General features: G+C 44.0%; 15 protein-coding genes and 1 riboswitch. Of the genes, 7 read left to right on the top strand and 8 right to left on the bottom strand.

The features are described 5' to 3' along the window. Positions 1-68: 68 nt before the first annotated feature. Positions 69-434, bottom strand: a complete 366-nt coding sequence (locus OPS28_RS01670; protein WP_265607683.1) for a hypothetical protein — start codon at positions 432-434, stop codon at positions 69-71. 271 nt (positions 435-705) lie between these two features. Here OPS28_RS01670 and ccoG point away from each other — a divergent pair, with 271 nt between their 5' ends. From ccoG to OPS28_RS01690, 4 genes are all read left to right on the top strand, one after another. Next, a complete protein-coding gene (ccoG, locus tag OPS28_RS01675) occupies positions 706-2,139 on the top strand; it encodes a cytochrome c oxidase accessory protein CcoG (protein WP_265607684.1) in 1,434 nt (477 codons plus the stop codon). Positions 2,140-2,148: 9 nt separating this feature from the next. Next, positions 2,149-3,123: a serine/threonine protein kinase gene (locus tag OPS28_RS01680; protein ID WP_265607685.1), complete on the top strand. Its 975-nt coding sequence runs from the start codon at positions 2,149-2,151 to the stop codon at positions 3,121-3,123. Positions 3,124-3,185: 62 nt separating this feature from the next. After that, a riboswitch (cobalamin riboswitch) is annotated at positions 3,186-3,425 on the top strand. A 59-nt stretch (positions 3,426-3,484) separates the two neighbouring features. Next, the gene (locus OPS28_RS01685) at positions 3,485-5,407 is read left to right on the top strand and encodes a TonB-dependent receptor plug domain-containing protein (RefSeq protein WP_265607686.1); all 1,923 of its coding nucleotides are present in this window, start codon (positions 3,485-3,487) and stop codon (positions 5,405-5,407) included. Positions 5,408-5,530: 123 nt separating this feature from the next. Beyond that, entirely contained in the window at positions 5,531-6,157 is a 627-nt protein-coding gene (locus OPS28_RS01690) for a thiol:disulfide interchange protein DsbA/DsbL (protein ID WP_265607687.1), read from the top strand. Positions 6,158-6,205: 48 nt separating this feature from the next. Here the strand turns inward: OPS28_RS01690 and OPS28_RS01695 are convergent, their stop codons facing one another. Continuing rightward, complete coding sequence (locus OPS28_RS01695) at positions 6,206-7,771, bottom strand: SulP family inorganic anion transporter (RefSeq protein ID WP_265607688.1); 1,566 nt, start codon at positions 7,769-7,771, stop codon at positions 6,206-6,208. Positions 7,772-8,137: 366 nt separating this feature from the next. Here OPS28_RS01695 and OPS28_RS01700 point away from each other — a divergent pair, with 366 nt between their 5' ends. Beyond that, positions 8,138-9,571, top strand: a complete 1,434-nt coding sequence (locus OPS28_RS01700) for a sensor domain-containing diguanylate cyclase (protein WP_265607689.1) — start codon at positions 8,138-8,140, stop codon at positions 9,569-9,571. Here the strand turns inward: OPS28_RS01700 and OPS28_RS01705 are convergent. From OPS28_RS01705 to OPS28_RS01715, 3 genes are all read right to left on the bottom strand, one after another. Continuing rightward, positions 9,568-10,155, bottom strand: a complete 588-nt coding sequence (locus OPS28_RS01705) for a phosphatase PAP2 family protein (protein ID WP_265607690.1) — start codon at positions 10,153-10,155, stop codon at positions 9,568-9,570. The genes OPS28_RS01700 and OPS28_RS01705 overlap by 4 nt on opposite strands. Before the next feature lie 179 nt (positions 10,156-10,334). Then, on the bottom strand, positions 10,335-10,649 hold the full coding sequence (locus OPS28_RS01710; RefSeq protein WP_265607691.1) for a BolA family protein: 315 nt from the start codon (positions 10,647-10,649) through the stop codon (positions 10,335-10,337). 3 nt (positions 10,650-10,652) lie between these two features. After that, positions 10,653-11,276, bottom strand: a complete 624-nt coding sequence (locus OPS28_RS01715; protein ID WP_265607692.1) for an alpha-ketoglutarate-dependent dioxygenase AlkB family protein — start codon at positions 11,274-11,276, stop codon at positions 10,653-10,655. 28 nt (positions 11,277-11,304) lie between these two features. Between OPS28_RS01715 and OPS28_RS01720 the strand changes: the two genes are divergently transcribed. Both OPS28_RS01720 and OPS28_RS01725 read left to right on the top strand, forming a co-directional pair. After that, positions 11,305-12,498 carry a methyltransferase gene (locus OPS28_RS01720; protein WP_265607745.1) on the top strand — a complete coding sequence of 398 codons (1,194 nt, stop codon included), beginning with the start codon at positions 11,305-11,307 and terminating at the stop codon, positions 12,496-12,498. A gap of 74 nt (positions 12,499-12,572) precedes the next feature. Next, complete coding sequence (locus OPS28_RS01725; protein ID WP_265607746.1) at positions 12,573-13,127, top strand: peptidylprolyl isomerase; 555 nt, start codon at positions 12,573-12,575, stop codon at positions 13,125-13,127. On the opposite strand, the gene OPS28_RS01730 is transcribed toward OPS28_RS01725, so the two are convergent. The 3 genes from OPS28_RS01730 to epmA form a co-directional block, all read right to left on the bottom strand. Beyond that, positions 13,124-14,065 carry a hypothetical protein gene (locus OPS28_RS01730; protein ID WP_265607693.1) on the bottom strand — a complete coding sequence of 314 codons (942 nt, stop codon included), beginning with the start codon at positions 14,063-14,065 and terminating at the stop codon, positions 13,124-13,126. The genes OPS28_RS01725 and OPS28_RS01730 overlap by 4 nt on opposite strands. A 636-nt stretch (positions 14,066-14,701) precedes the next feature. Then, entirely contained in the window at positions 14,702-15,196 is a 495-nt protein-coding gene (locus OPS28_RS01735; protein WP_265607694.1) for a GNAT family N-acetyltransferase, read from the bottom strand. A 3-nt stretch (positions 15,197-15,199) separates the two neighbouring features. After that, a complete protein-coding gene (epmA, locus tag OPS28_RS01740) occupies positions 15,200-16,171 on the bottom strand; it encodes an elongation factor P--(R)-beta-lysine ligase (protein ID WP_265607695.1) in 972 nt (323 codons plus the stop codon). Between the last annotated feature and the right edge of the window lie 42 nt (positions 16,172-16,213).

The raw sequence follows: 16,213 nt of genomic DNA on the forward strand, positions 1-16,213 counted from the left end.
CCTGATAGTGAGATTGGTCTCTACCTTATAGTATAGATTTCACAGATGAATAAAACCTGAATGTTTAATTAGGAGTGCACATCTAAAAGCGTAGATTGTTGAATGACCGAACAGAACTGACTTAAATTTTGCCCATTTATGTACGGATTTATCTCTTTCCCCTTACAGTATTGGTGGTGAAAATAGCTGACAGAAGAACGACTTGCGGTAACCTCATTTAAATAATTCTGCTGGAAAGGACGTAGTGACCCCATCTTTTTATTGGCATCCTCGCGAATAACTGATAACTGTCTTTTCTCTGGAATTTCAGACACCGTTATAAACCACTGGGTGACAGTGTTTTGTACATCTTTGAATAAGTACTGCGCAAATGGGGTCTGTAGCACTGTTACCAACAGCGCAATTTCTAGCAAAACAACTAAAGCGCGAAACATATTAAAGCCTCCAACATGTTTCCAAAAGATTTTTCCGATACTGAGGATAGGCGCTTTAATACAGTTATTAAATCATGCTATTCATACGTAAATATTAGCTTTAATATCATGCTCACTTTCGTAAAGAGCTATTATTCAAATAAAGCATTACAAATTAGATGCTTATTGAAGCAAATAAAAAGACGGCTTTTTTCTTACGATTCAATTTTCCCCTCAATGTTATCAGCTGGTATACTCTCGGGGCATTTTCCAGTTCGTCGAGGGCGTTTGAATGAGCGAAAGAATTCCGGTAAAAGATGTTACCCCGGTGAAGGTTCACCAGCCTGACTCATCTAATGAAGCTATTCGCTATTCGTCCAACAACCGTATTTATGTTAGATCTGTATCCGGCCCCCTGGAAACATTCCGACGTTATTTTGGATTTATTTTTCTTGGTTTATTCGCCGTACTGCCCTGGATTACTTACGAAGGTCAACAAGCAGTATTATTTGATTTGGCTGAACAACGTTTTAATTTGTTTTCGCTGACGCTATGGCCGCAGGATTTAACCTTACTTGCTTACCTATTTATTGTTGCAGCCTTTGCGCTTTTCTTTGTGACGACGTTTGCTGGGAGAGTCTGGTGTGGTTTTATGTGCCCACAAACTACCTGGACCTATATCTTCATCTGGCTTGAAGAAAAAACCGAAGGTACCCGTAACCAGCGAATAAAGCTGGATCAACGTCCCATGGATGCAGACAAATTTGTCCGTAAGTCAGTAAAACATCTCGCTTGGCTAACCGTGGCGCTGCTAACAGCGTTAACGTTTGTCGGCTACTTCACCCCAATTAACACGTTATTTTTAGAATTTTTCACTTTCAATACTGGTGTCTGGACCACCCTCTGGGTAATTTTCTTTGCCGCCTGTACATATGGTAATGCTGGTTGGATGAGAGAAATCATGTGTACGCACATTTGCCCTTATGCGCGTTTTCAATCGGTTATGTTCGACAAAGATACTCTTACCGTAGCCTATGACGTAGCGCGCGGTGAGCGAAGAGGTCCTCGACCTCGAAAAATTCCGTACAGTGAATTACCTAGCAAAGGCCTGGGTGATTGCATTGATTGCAATTTATGTGTGCAAGTATGTCCTACGGGTATAGATATCCGAAATGGGCTGCAATATGAATGCATCAACTGCGGAGCGTGCATCGATGCGTGTAACGGTGTAATGGAGAAAATGAACTATCCTAAAGGCTTAATTCGTTTTTCCTCAGAAGCACAATTACAGGGCGGAACAACCAAAGTATTACGCCCCAAACTAGTTGGATATGCATTTGTTCTATTGGTAATGATTGGTATTTTAATAACGAACTTTTTGCTTCGTTCATCCCTTGAAGTGGATATTAGACGTGATCGAAACTCCCTATATCGGGAGACCAATGATGGTCTGATCGAAAACGTGTATACACTTAAAATACTGAATAAGTCTCAACAGCACAGACAATATCAGATAGAGGTCGAGGGCCTGCCCGACTACCGCTTCACCGGCGACCAACGTGTTAGCGTCAAAGGAGGCGAAGTGTTTAGTATACCTGTATCAATCGCGACAGATGCTTACAACTTACTTGAGCCAGTTACTGAAATTCACTTTAAAGTTTCAACCGAGACTGAAGAAGGTGAGTCTGTGTCAGTGCTGGAACCCACTAAATTTTTGTACCGATAGGCCCTATTCATGGCAGATTTTGACTTCAGCGGCCTTGACCCTGACACCATCCTTAACGCAATGGAAGGTATTGGAATTTTTCCCCGTACCGGATTATTAGCCCTAAACAGCTACGAGAACCGTGTGTATCAGTTTCAAGATGATGATGGGCGCCGCCTGGTAACTAAATTTTACCGTCCACAACGGTGGAGTGATCAGGCTATTCAGGAAGAGCATACTTTTGCTTATGAACTTGCTAATGATGATATCCCCGTTGTCGCCCCCTTAACCTTCGACGGAAAAACCCTGCTAAAACACGAACAGTTTCGTTTTAGCGTATTTCCGTCTGTAGGCGGAAGACAGTTCGAAGCTGACAACCTCGACCAGCTTGAGTGGATGGGGCGCTTCATTGGTCGTATTCACCAGGTGTCACGGGCTAAAGATTTTTCACACCGTCCCACTATATCTGTGGAGGATTATTTAGATACGCCCCGCAAGGTACTGTCTAAGAGCCAGTTAGTCCCACAAAATCTACATACCGCTTTGTTTGCCATTCTTGATCCGGTCATTGACGCGGTAAAAACACAATATGTTACCGAAACTTTGATTCGTCTGCATGGTGATTGTCACGCTGGTAACATACTATGGCGGGACGGTCCCACCTTCGTGGATTTAGATGACTGTCGAAGGGGCCCTGCCATTCAGGATTTATGGATGATGCTAAGTGGCGATCGCTATCAACAGCAACTGCAATTAGAAACCCTTATCGAAGCATACGAAGAATTTTGCGAATTCAATCCAGCTGAGCTTAAACTTATTGAACCGTTGCGCGCCATGCGGATGGTTCACTACATGGCCTGGTTATCTAATCGCTGGCAAGATCCAGCCTTTCCACGTGCGTTTCCCTGGTTTGCTGAGCAAAAGTACTGGGAAGGACAGGTACTTGCACTAAAAGAGCAACTTGCAGCGCTAAACGAGCCCCCCCTCAAACTTACCCCTTACTGAGTTACGCTTACCTTGTATCACTTTGTTCTATAAGGGCTCTTTTTAGTCTCTGCGCAAATAGGTATACTCGTGTGCGATTTGGTGCCTGCTTTGACAGGTTAAACGGGAAGTCAGTAAGAAGCTGACGCTGCCCCCGCAACGGTAAACTCAACTTTAGCGCCCCCGGCGTCAAGGTTTCATTGATCTGCTCAATACTGAGCAGCCACTGTCAGTTACTTCTTTAGAGTAAAGATGGGAAGGAAAATGGTATTGCTATCGCAGTACGAGTAAGCCCGGATACCGGCCCAATCTCCGCTGTCAGCTATACGCTGATACTTAACAGTAGTCACGCTCGGTGGGAGCGTTGGATTGGAACCTCAAAATGTATTTATTTACTCATAAGCCTTCTCTGCTCATTGGTGGCCTGATTACCGCCACGCAGTTCATTTCCTATTTATCACACGCCGCTGAAGATGTTGAAACCATTACTATCAAGGGAAGTCGACTCCCACTTCACGTGCGCGAGGCCCCCACTTCCCTTACCGTCATAGGTGAAGAGGAAATTCAACAATCCGGCGCCTCTCAGCTAACTGACATTTTACGCGGCTTACCGGGTATCGCTATATCCACTTCTGGGACCATGGGGGCTTTAACCGAAATTCGCGTTAGAGGCAGTGAAAGTAACCACTTACTACTTGTTGTCGACGGGGTTGTTCTTAATGATGATAGTCAGGGCGGTCTTATTGATTTAGCGCATATAAGTGTGAAAGACGTGAAGAAGATTGAGCTCTTGCGTGGTCCTCAAGCCGCGGCGTGGGGAAGTGGTGCAGTAGGGGGTGTATTACATATTACAACGTTTGGAAAGCATAATGATATAGATCCATTTTATGTTTCAGTCGGTGTAGGCAATAAAAACACCCATCAGGTAGTGACACGTGTTTCCGATAAAACAAACTTCACTAGGTATTCAATTGCGCTGCAACATGTAGAAAGCAATGGCGACAATATCTCGCGTGCGGGTAGCGAAGACGATGGCTATAAACGAAGTATAGTAAATGCTCACTATCAGTATCAGAAAAACGAATGGACTACGAACACCTCTATTAGATTGACTGATCTCAGAACCGAGTATGATAGCGTGGATTACGCACAAACGGGTCTTCCGGTTGATGCCGATAATTTTACAGAAGGAAAAAAAGCATCGGCTAACGTTAGCGTTACCTACTCGCCTCATAAAGCTAGCTACGCTACCACGCTTATGGGAATGTATTCCAAACATACAAATGAGAATGTGGAAAGCGGTGAATTTATTAGTTCAGCTATGTCTGAGCGTTTTCAGCTAACCAATACGCATTCTCTTACCTGGAATAATATTCACGCTATTGTCGGCGCAGAGTATTTGCAACGTCTCTATACCCAACAGGGAATTGTGGCGTATTCCGACCCCAATCAAAGGCAAGATGACCAAACGTTAAGTGCATTTTTTGAAACTCAAACTGAATTGACTAACAGTGTTAATTTTACCTTAGGTACACGTTTTGATGATAACAGTGAGTTTGACAATGCAGTGAGTTATCGCAGTGGCTTCAGTTGGCACATCGATCGGCACTATACAGCCTTCATCAGCCTCGGTAAAGCTATCAAGAACCCTACCTTCACCGAGCGTTTTGGCTATTATCCCGCCACTTTTATTGGAAATCCACACTTGCAGCCTGAACATAGCCAAGAGTGGGAGCTTGGACTACGCGCACATTTTTCATCGTCGCTATACGGACAGGTTAGTGTTTATGAGGCCGAATTAAAAGACGAGATATTAGGATTTGTATTTGATTCAACCTCTGGTCTCATGACCGCAGAAAATGCTGTTTCAATGAGCAACAGAAGTGGTCTGGATAGTGAGCTATCCTGGTTCTGGGGGGGCCTAAAGTGGCGCGCTTCATACAGCTACCTGAATGCTACGGAAGATCCCGACGTTCAAGATAAAGTGGAATTTCGCCGGCCTCGCCATTCGGGTGGACTTTCTATTTCCGGCGCTTTAACCGACAAATTATCTGCTTATTTAAAGTGGACTTATACGGGTAGCCAAACCGATGCCTATTTTCACCCTCCTCTATTTGCCCCTGACATTGTTTCGTTAAGGCCATATTCATTATTGTCGGTTAACATGGGTTACGATTTAACCCCCTCCTGGCGAACGTCGGTTAGGGTACAAAATGCATTAAATCAAGATTATGAGGACATAGTTGGCTTTGCAGGTGAAACCTTAAGTGTGCTTTTAACACTATCTTATAACATTGCCGAATAGGCCATCTACGTTTTCAAAATAAATGGCAGAGCACAACGTAATTAGTGGAACGGTGCTTTGCCTGTTAAATTCGCTGTGATAGTCTTTAGCGGTTTTTGTATCAATCTAAAGAGTAAATACAATATGAAAAAGTTTGCACTATTAATATTTATGGCATTGTTGATTCCATTACAAGCTTGCGCGCAGGAATCGAAGTGGCAAGAAGATAAACATTATGTGGTACTTGATGAAGAAGCGACTGCTTCTCCTGAGATTAAAGAGTTTTTCTCTTTCTGGTGCCCGGCGTGTTACAGCTTTGAGCCTCTGGTAGACCAAATCAAACAAAAACTTCCAGAAGATGTTAAGTTTACTAAGGTACACGTAAACTTTATGGGTTTCACGAGCTCAGATATTCAGGATGATGCCACGCGTGCAATGATGATTGCGCAGGCAGTAAAGCAAGAAGAGAAACTTAACGCAGCGATTTTCGCTTATATTCATAAACAGCGTGCGACTGTTTCAGGTTTGAAAGACTTAAAAAACATTTTCGTTGTTAACGGCGTGGATAAAGCAGAGTTTGATAAACTGGCCAATAGTTTTGGCGTAAACAGCATGCTAAAGAAGAACAATCAGCAAGTTGATGTATATAGAGAATATTTGAAAGGCGTTCCGACTTTTATCATCAATGGCAAATATAGACCGGTATTTACCCGCGATATGACAGCCGACGACATAGTAGATTTAATTGTTTGGTTAAGCTCTAAAAAATAAGTTTACCCTCTACGAAAAAAGGCGCGATTTATCGCGCCTTTTTTTCTGCTAACCTAGTTCATCAGACATAATCCGATATCGAGGATCTTCTTTCACGTTAATCTCAACAAATTTATCCGCATTATTTAACAGACCACGGCATTCTGAACTAATATGCCTGATATGTAACTTTTTACCTTTCGCCTCATATTTATCTGCTAAATTATCCAAGGCGTCAATACCTGAAGAATCCCAGATACGGCTTTCATTAAAGTCGATGACTACGTGTTCTGGGTCGTCATCCACATCGAATAGATCACGAAAGTGCGATACCGAGCCGAAGAAAAGCGGGCCATTTAGCTCGTAGACCTTCCAACCATCATCATCGATATGGGCTTCTACCACAATGTGACGAGCATGTTTCCACGCGAATACGAGCGCAGAAACAATAACCCCCACTACCACGGCAATAGCAAGATCGGCAATGACAGTAACGAACGTTACTAAAAACAGCACAAACGCATCTTCCTTGTTTACGCCACGGATAATTCGGAAAGAGGCCCATTCAAAAGTAGCGATAACCACAACGAACATTACCCCGACCAATGCCGCAAGGGGGATCATTTCAATTAAAGGTGCAGCAAACAGAATAAAGCCAAGTAAAACCAAGGCAGCGGTAATTCCTGATAGTCGGCCGCGTCCACCTGAATTTATATTGATCATGCTTTGGCCAATCATGGCACAACCGCCCATACCACCGAAGAAACCATTTACTGTATTCGCTACGCCCTGCCCAACACATTCTTTGTTGCCGCGTCCCCGCGTATCGGTCATATCATCTATTAAAGATAGTGTTAACAGTGATTCAATCAGGCCCACCAAACACAAAATTACGGAAGTGGGGAGCACAATCATAAATGTTTCCCACGTAAGGGGGACCATAGGAATAGCAAAACTAGGCAGTTCTCCTGCCAGGGTCGCGCTATCGCGCTGTTCAGCTGGGAGTAAGTCGCGAACAAAGTCAATTACTGTTCGTGCTTCAAGGTCCAGGCCGTGAACTAAAAGTGTAACCGTTACAATGGCAACTAATGAAGCAGGGATAGCGGTAGTGAATTTGGGTAAAACGTAAATAATTGCCATAGTTAGCGCCACCAGCCCTACCATCCATGCCAGCATACTACCTTGCATCCACTCAACGGTTCCAGCTGGACTAAGTACCTGAAATTGACCTAGCTGAGCAAGAAAAATAACAATCGCCAAACCGTTAACAAACCCAAGCATCACCGGGTAGGGCACCAAACGAATAAATTTGCCCAAACGAAATACACCACACATAATTTGTAGCACACCTGCCAGTACGACTGCTGCAAACAAATATTGCACGCCATGCTCGGCTACTAGCGCCACCATAACGACAGCCATAGCTCCCGTGGCACCAGAAATCATTCCAGGTCTTCCGCCAATTGCAGAGGTAATGAGGCCCATCATAAAGGCTGCATATAACCCAATCATAGGTTCTACACCGGCAACAAAAGCAAAGGCTACTGCTTCAGGCACTAATGCCAAGGCAACTGTGATGCCTGACAACACATCATTTTTGACGTTGCTGTCACGGCGGGTAATGATATCAAACATGTTTTTCCACTTGATTATTCTCGAAATTTTGGCGGCTGCTATACTACCACGTGATAGCCGCAAAATCCTTTAACAGAATGTTAAGAGCGCGGCAAAATTTATCGCCAGTTCGATTCTTCAGCTTTAACCTTAGCGTATTTTCTCCACTACGCCCGTTGGAAGCATGTTTAGATATCTTCCGGGTAGTTTGAACCCTTTTCATAAAATACAAAGTATTAGTTAAAGCCTTACATGGTTTTACAGCTAAGTGGCAAGATATCGGCTTTCTATCGAAGTCTTTCGGGTAAATCTTGACAGGCAACGTTCTTGCTGAAAAATAACTAATATAATCAATTACATGAACACTTTACTCGCGAATCAGGTCAAATGCCCGTTAGACAGTTAGATATCAAACCAGGAAAGAAGCAGTTTGTTAGTATTGCTATTGTAAGCTTCATTCTACTGATCGGCAGTGGTTGGGCTATCGTTAACGGTGCAGAAGAAGGCGTAAGCTCCCCCTCTTTTTTAGGCTCTTACGGTACCGCGGTAATTATATTTGAAATGATTACGGCCCTGCTTCTACTGGCACAATTCTTACGTACCGGTCGATTCACTTACGCATTTCTTTCGATGGCTTATCTATGGGTTGCACTGATCTCACCGGTGCAGATAATTCTATTAACCGAAAGCATATCGGTAGTTTCCGCATTTCATGCTGGCGGTACCGAAGCCTCATGGCTTTGGACATTCTGGCACATAGGGTTTCCAATAATTATTGCGGTCGCTCTGAGCTTGAACGGTTCAGAACCCGTGGTAACCCATCGACCTGTATTTTGGGCCTGGTATTTATACTCCGCCGAAATAGTTATCGTGGCGCTTGTACTTTGGCTGACGTTATCGGGGTGGGTAGCATTCCCGCAGGTTGTCAGCAACGATAATCACTATAGCCATGTCCTGACAGAGGTTATCGGGCCATTAGTAGCCTTCGCGTGCGCGCTTGCTTTACTTATGGTAGTTTTCAAGGGGCGGTTTAAGACAGATATTTATGCCTGGTTAGCGGTGGCAATGCTTGCTGCGCTATGCGAAAGCATCGTGGCGGTGTATTCGGGTTCACGCTTCAGTGTGGGCTGGTATGTAGCAAGAATATTAAGTCTTATATCTTCATCGTCTGTTTTCATAGCGCTTCTTTTGAATACCATGACGTTATACCTACGGGTGATAGAACAAAATAGGGAGCTTCGTGAAATTGCGTCAATAGACAAACTTTCTCAATTAGCTAACCGACGCGAGTTTGATGAACGTTTAAAGGATGAAGTTAAACGTGCTATTCGTGAACGAAAAGAAACCAGCCTGATTATGCTTGATATCGACTTTTTCAAAACGTTTAATGATTCCTACGGACACCCTGCTGGCGATAGATGCATTACGCAAGTGGCCGCCAGTATTCGTAAATTTATTAGCCGTCCTGCTGATCTGGCCGCACGCTATGGCGGCGAGGAATTTGCAGTATTATTACCCAATACCTCAGAGCAAGCAGCTTTTGAGCTGGCGGAAGTAATCCGCACCAACATTGCTAGTACGCCCTTTCAGCTTGACGATGGCGATCACGTCACTGTAACAGCCAGCTTTGGCGTGGCCAGCTTAAATCCGACTTCTACAGCTGATGGCAGCGAGTTAATTAAAAGTGCGGATGCTGCACTTTATTTGGCTAAGCGCTCGGGTAGAAACCGTGTCCAACGCCCGACCCAAAGCTGGCACTTTGAACGGCAATGCCAGGAGTCGAAAGTTGAAGGACATCCAGAATTATTACGAAAACACTAGTCAGCTCGTCGCAAGCGAAAATATTTCGCTATATGAAAGCACATCATTGCCCAAAACGCGCCAGCACACCAACCGGCAACCACATCACTTGGCCAATGTACTCCAAGATAAACGCGTGATGCGCCAACTAATACCATAGTAAATAAAGCGACAAAAAAGACCAATGCTTTAATCGCACGCCGCTTCTGAACTTGAGCCAGCAATCCTGCTAGCGTTAAATAGGTCACCGCCGACATCATGGCGTGCCCAGATGGGAAGCTACTGGTGTAAATTCGGGTATGATGAGGCACTAACTCTGGACGAGGACGAGAAAAACCAAATTTTAATGCAAAGCTGACCAAAATACCGGAAATGATGGCAACCAATAAAAACAAAGCCATGCGTTTGCGATCGATTAGTAACAGGTAGCACGCAACCACAAATGTAATCACTACCAAAAGCCAGTTACTTCCTAGAGCCGTCGAGTCACGCATGATTTCTTCCAACCAAGTGGGCCCCACGGGGTCAGATAAGTCTGCGCTGCTACGTAAGGCGTACATAATAGTGGAGTCAATCTCGAACGTCTCCCCTGCTGTTATCACCATAGCTAGCTTTAGAAAAACCCAGCATAATCCGCTGAGCAACCAAACAATAAGTAAAGTTCGTGGCGCGAATAAAGTCGACTTGTTTGTCACCATAGCATTGTTCTGATTAGGTATTTTATTGTTAATACCGCTTTTTATGGCAAAGTGATCAGCAAGCACCAAATAGCGCAGCGGGAACGCTAATTTTTGTCACCCCCCATACAGTTGGGTGACGGCACGACGCTTTTACCGCGCTTCTCCCATTCGTTTGGAGTATAAGTATGCAACGACAACGCATGAACCGGGCCTGCTAGCGCTTCACTTAACAGTTCGTTCACTTTACGATGGCGTTGAATTAATTTAAGACCAGTAAAAGATTCGCTGACAATAGTGACTTTCCAGTGACTTTGTGCGCCACTTGGCACATTGTGCATATGGCTTTCATCCAATACATTCAATGTGACGGGGGAAAGGTGCGCGTTAAGCGTTGATTCAATAAATGATTTCACCTGCATTGATCATTCCTGTGGATAAATATAGCGAAATGTTAGGTTGATTCTATCACCTACTGGCTTTGCGGTCTTGCTTATACCGTGCAGATAATACTGCTGGGTGCGACCCGCCATTATAAGCAAGCTTCCATGTTCTAGTGTCAGACTATGCCGTTGCGAGGTTGTTCGATGTTTAAAGATGAATGGCCGTTCAGCACCTAGCGTGACTGAAGCAATGACAGGTTGGTTACCCAGCTCTGGTTCATTATCTGCGTGCAGGCCCATGCTGTCTTGTCCATGCCGATACCAATTGAGCAGTACACTATTATATCGACTACCTGTTACAGACTCACAGCGTTGTTTTAACGAAAGTAATGGGAATACCCAGGGTTCAGGCTTCAATGTGAGGCCTGAATATCGATAAATACAATCAGGATCGCCGTGCCACGCTTGTAGCCGAGGAACCCAATGTTGCTTACCGTATAATTGGACTTTTTCTTGTTGCCAGGCTATTTCTTTGCGCAATACATCTAAAAGTTGGTCGGCTTCTGCGTGAGCAAGCCAGTTAGCATAATAAGTTACATTCGCATCAGGAAGAGGTAAACTCTCGCCCTCATTAGTTGAATTTTCAAACAAACCTGGCTGTTTCAACGTTGCACCTCAAATGAACAATAGAAAATTGAATACAACATTTTTGTTTCGCGATCGCGAATTGCACTTAATTCGTTATCCTGCTCAATCGCAACATGTTAGCTTGCAAGCATGGGATAGCGCAGATGAATTACTCATTGACTATATCATGGAATCCACTGAGCCTGAACGACTGCATAACATGTTAATTCTTAACGATGAGTTCGGCGCATTGGGTTGCTGGTTTGCTGATCTTACCCCCTCGTGGGTGTCTGATTCGTGGATCGCCCACCGATCGCTGCATGATAATTTATGCGCGAACCACTATGAGGTAGAAGTTTGCGACAACAAGCTTGTTCAGCAACCAGTGAAGACGAATACCAGTATCAATCCGTTACCAGACAGCCCCAATATTGTTCTAATTAAAATACCACGAACGCTTAACCTACTGGAGCATCAATTAATCGAGCTGATGAAAGTTGCTACCCCAGAAACGAAAATAGTCGCGGCGGGGAAAGTCAAAAGTATAACGCGGAACGTACTTCAACTTTTTGAAAAATACGTTGGGCACCCTACTACATCGTTAGCAAAAAAGAAGTCTCGGTTAGTTTTCGCTTCGCCAACGCAAGCGAAGTTACACAAACCTTTAACCTCACCCTTCCCCATTGTCTGGCAACATAGGCTTTACACTGGCTTAAATATTACCTTAAGTAACCACGCAAACGTATTTTCCAGTCAATCGATAGACATTGGCGCAAGAATAATGCTTGAACACATGCAGGTGGAGGAAACTGACCACCTAATTGATTTGGGGTGTGGTAACGGTGTACTCGGCTTAAACGCTTTAGCTTTAATGCCTGGAATTCGCGTCTGTTTTATTGATGAATCCTATATGGCTTTAGCCTCTGCGGAGCAAAACGTGCGAGATAATTTTCCGGCACAGCTTCCAAACTGCCAATTCATCGCCAGCAATTGTTTGGAAGAAGTAGTGAATAGCGCTGGCGCTCCGACGGTTACAAAGATTGTTTGTAATCCCCCTTTTCATCAACAAAACTCAATCACGGATCATATTGCCTGGCAGATGTTTCAAGATTCTAAACGCGTATTGAAAAAGGGGGGACAGTTAAGTGTGGTAGGAAATCGGCATCTTGATTATCACAGTAAGTTGAAGCGAATATTCGGTGGCGTTAAGCTTGTCGCCAGTAATCAAAAATTTGTCATATTGCGCGCCGTAAAGCGATAACGTTGAGGAAAGTCACGATGATTAGAAAATTATTCGCCAGTTGTTTAATCACCCTGTATGTATTGGTATCTACGATGGTAAATGCCAAACCTATAGACGATGGGGCAAAGGTGCAGCCTGATAATTATTATCCGCGAGTAAAGCTAGAGACCTCAATGGGCGATATCGTGGTCGAGTTAGATCGTCGCCGCGCGCCCATCACCGTTAATAATTTCCTTCGCTACGCTGCCAATGGCCTCTACAACAACACCATTTTCCATCGTACGGTACCTGGTTTCGTAGTGCAGGGGGGGGGCTATTCGCCAGAGTTAGACGAGAAAGTCACTTATGATCCTATTTTCAATGAATCAGGCAGTGGACTAACGAATGACCTGCATACTATCGCTATGGCGCGTCAGAACAATCCTCACTCAGCCACCAGACAGTTCTTTTTTAACATCAATGATAATGATAGCCTCAACCCTGGTAGAAACTGGGGCTATTCTGTGTTTGGTATGATTGTCGAAGGTTCTGAAATCGTAGACAAAATGGCTGAAGTAGAAACAGAGTATAAGGTGGCACTGGGAGAACACAATGCTCCAAAAGAAATGATTATTCTTAAAAAAATGACGGTGCTGCCGCCGCTTTAACGGACGCTTTCATTTACTCTTCTTGCTTCGTTTGGCGGAGAAATGTCATTTTTCCGCCACTCACATCGTCCGCTTGACTCCGGCTCATACCACGTTTCTGGTAATGCGTTAATAACGTCCCTGACCTCTGTAATAAGTGGATGAGAGAGCAATAAACGCGTTTCATCACTAATATCAGAATCTAATTCAAAAACCTGTTTTCTATAAATCAAGGCGGCAAAATCCCTGAAAAATGGTTGGGCGATAAGTCTATGTAATATAATTCCCTCAGCATAGGCTTTTTCTAATCCTTCTTTCAGGCGTTTAGCCAACTGGGCCCTATCCTTGTGGATATAAAAACGAATAACGTTCGGATAATAAAGGGCAACATACGGATAAATCACCATATTTGGGTGACTATTTAATTCTTCGCAGACTTCTATAACTGAGCGGGGAAAATAATCAACGAATCTAGTTTCCAGCAACCTGTAGGTCATATCGTGGTCTGCGCCAGCAACGTTAAAGCCATTCGAGTCTAAAACACTAAAATCTCGCCAGTCTCGTCCTTGTACAGCGGTCATACTTTTGATCTTCGCTTCTGACATAGGTTGGCTAAATCGTTTATCACTCTGATTAACAACCAATATGCGATAACTAAATAGATCAGCCGATAAGGGGAAAGAAACCGTTAAGAAATTCTCCTCTTTAACCTGCGTGTTTATGCCCCAGATCACGTCAGTTAGGGCCCTTTCTAAGCCCAACTGTTGTCGTTTTTGCAGTGTAGGTATATTTTCTATCTCGACTATCGCCTTTCCGTACGTCTCTTCCGTTAATTCTAGTGCCATTACCAGAAGCCCATGGTAATACTCGAACAATTCGCTTCCGATTTGTCCCTGAGGAATGCGGATAACTTGCACGTCTTCGTCACGGTTGGCGAACGCAAAGTCAGTCGTTCCCATTACTATCGTAAGGTAAAATAATAAAAACTTGAAATTCGTCCTGAAGCTGCGGCATCGATTGATCATTTGACTCTCCGCGACCGCACAATATTCATGTTTTACGCCTTATATTGCTATAGCCAACTGTTTAAGTAAGCTTGGGTGTTTGGCGGCTGACACGCTACAGCCCGAATTATTGCAAATTATATACTCAGCGATGATGAGTAAATGATAGTTCAAAAAAACAACAGTGTGAAGAAGCGACTGCGCCCAGTTAGGTTGAAAGTGAGTAATAAGGGATCGTTCGTGACAGGCTATTGTTAAGCTTAACAATAGTCTATTCCCACATGGGATAAGTCGATAAAAGGGGTTAGGCTGTCGAGCAACTGCTATGCTGACCACGATACTATACAACTTTATGCTTTAAGGAATAAATAATCTATTCGTTTACCCTCTCCTCCCCACGCAAAATCAGCCTACCGTAAGATAGCTCACACCACGTCTTACCTCAATCAAACGCAGTAGTAATTATATTGCTGCTTTATCAAGACAGTTACCACTTTTAAGTGTACTAAGCCTTTCTACCCGGGAGGCGATGATAATAAGGGAGATAAATCTATGCATTAGGCTAGCTTCGATTATAGGCAGAAAAAGCGCTTAGCTAAGATTAAGCCAAAGTAAATTACTGGCTTTACGCGAATTGGGAAAAAAGTATTGCCCATACATTACGAATCCATGATTCTTTAGAAGCGCAATAGAACGCGTATTACCCGGGTCGCAAAGTGCTGTTAAAAAGGTCAAACCAAACTCGTTTTTTGCCTTCTCAATAATTTCTGTAACCGCTGCCGAAGCAATTCCTTTTCCCCTGCCCTTAGGTAGAAAAGCAAACCCCAAATCAGGACACTTAAAAACATTCCGATTGAGCAAGCCACATAGTCCAACAGCGTCACTTAGGTATGCCTCAACAACCCATAAGCCATAACCATGCTCGTCAAAATGCTGAAGATTTTGCCTAATGTAACATTTCGCGTCAGCTTCACTATAGACCCCCCGATCCCCTATAAATTGCAAGCATTGAGGGTCGTTTAACAGCGCAATGACAAACGGTGTATCGTCCGCATGTAGTTTTCGGAATCTAATCGCCGTATTCACGAATTAGGCACGCGAAACGGGAAAACTAATCACCTGATCAATATGATTAGCTCCAGTCTTAAGCATAAGCAAACGGTCTACTCCCAAGGCCACCCCCGCGCACGGCGGTAAGCCGCATTCCAGTGCAGCTAAAAAACGTTCATCCGATTCAACTACGGGCAGTCCTAACGACTTTCTTTGTTCTATATCATTATCGAAGCGACGACGTTGCTCCTGTGCATCGCCTAACTCATTAAAGCCATTCGCCAGTTCGATACCTTTAAAGTAAACTTCAAAGCGATCTGCCACCCGCCTGTCATTTTGACTTAATTTAGCGAGTGCAGCCTGACTAGCGGGAAAACCATACACAAAACACGGTTCTTCCTGACCTATAATGGGCTCAATTTTGTAGCTAAACAGTAATTGCAACATCGCGTCTTTGTCTAAAACGTCATTTCCATGTACGTCTATATGCTGTTCACATAATGTTTGCTGCAACGATTCAATAGAAACGGTAAGCGGATCAATGCCGAGAGTTTCTGCAAATACTTGTTGATAACTTTTGCGCTGTGCCTGACTTACCCCCAAGATTAGCGTAAGCAAGTCATCCATCTCATCCATAAGCCGATGATGATCAAACCCGGGTCGGTACCACTCCAACATTGTAAATTCTGGATTATGCCAGCGTCCTTCTCCCTCGTGTCGAAACGCCTTACCTATTTGGTAGCACGGTCCAACCTCAGCACAAAGCAAACGCTTCATAGCATATTCAGGTGATGTTTGTAGATATAGGGTCTTATCAGTACCGTCTTTCGCATAGTTGAATTGGGTCGAAAACGCTGCCAGATGGACATCAGTGACGGTACCATTTGAAAGCAGAGGAGTCTCCACTTCGATAACCTCTCGGTCAGCGAAAAATTGGCGAATAGAGTGTAGCAGCTCAGCGCGTGCGTGAATGTTGGCGAGCGTTGCTGTAGGTTTCCAAGATTGATTCATAAGGTGAGATATGCGTCAGATTAACACTGACGCATTCTAATA

The sequence above is a fragment of the Alteromonas sp. ASW11-130 genome, from assembly GCF_026183735.1.
In the GTDB taxonomy this organism is placed as follows: Bacteria; Pseudomonadota; Gammaproteobacteria; order Enterobacterales; family Alteromonadaceae; genus Alteromonas.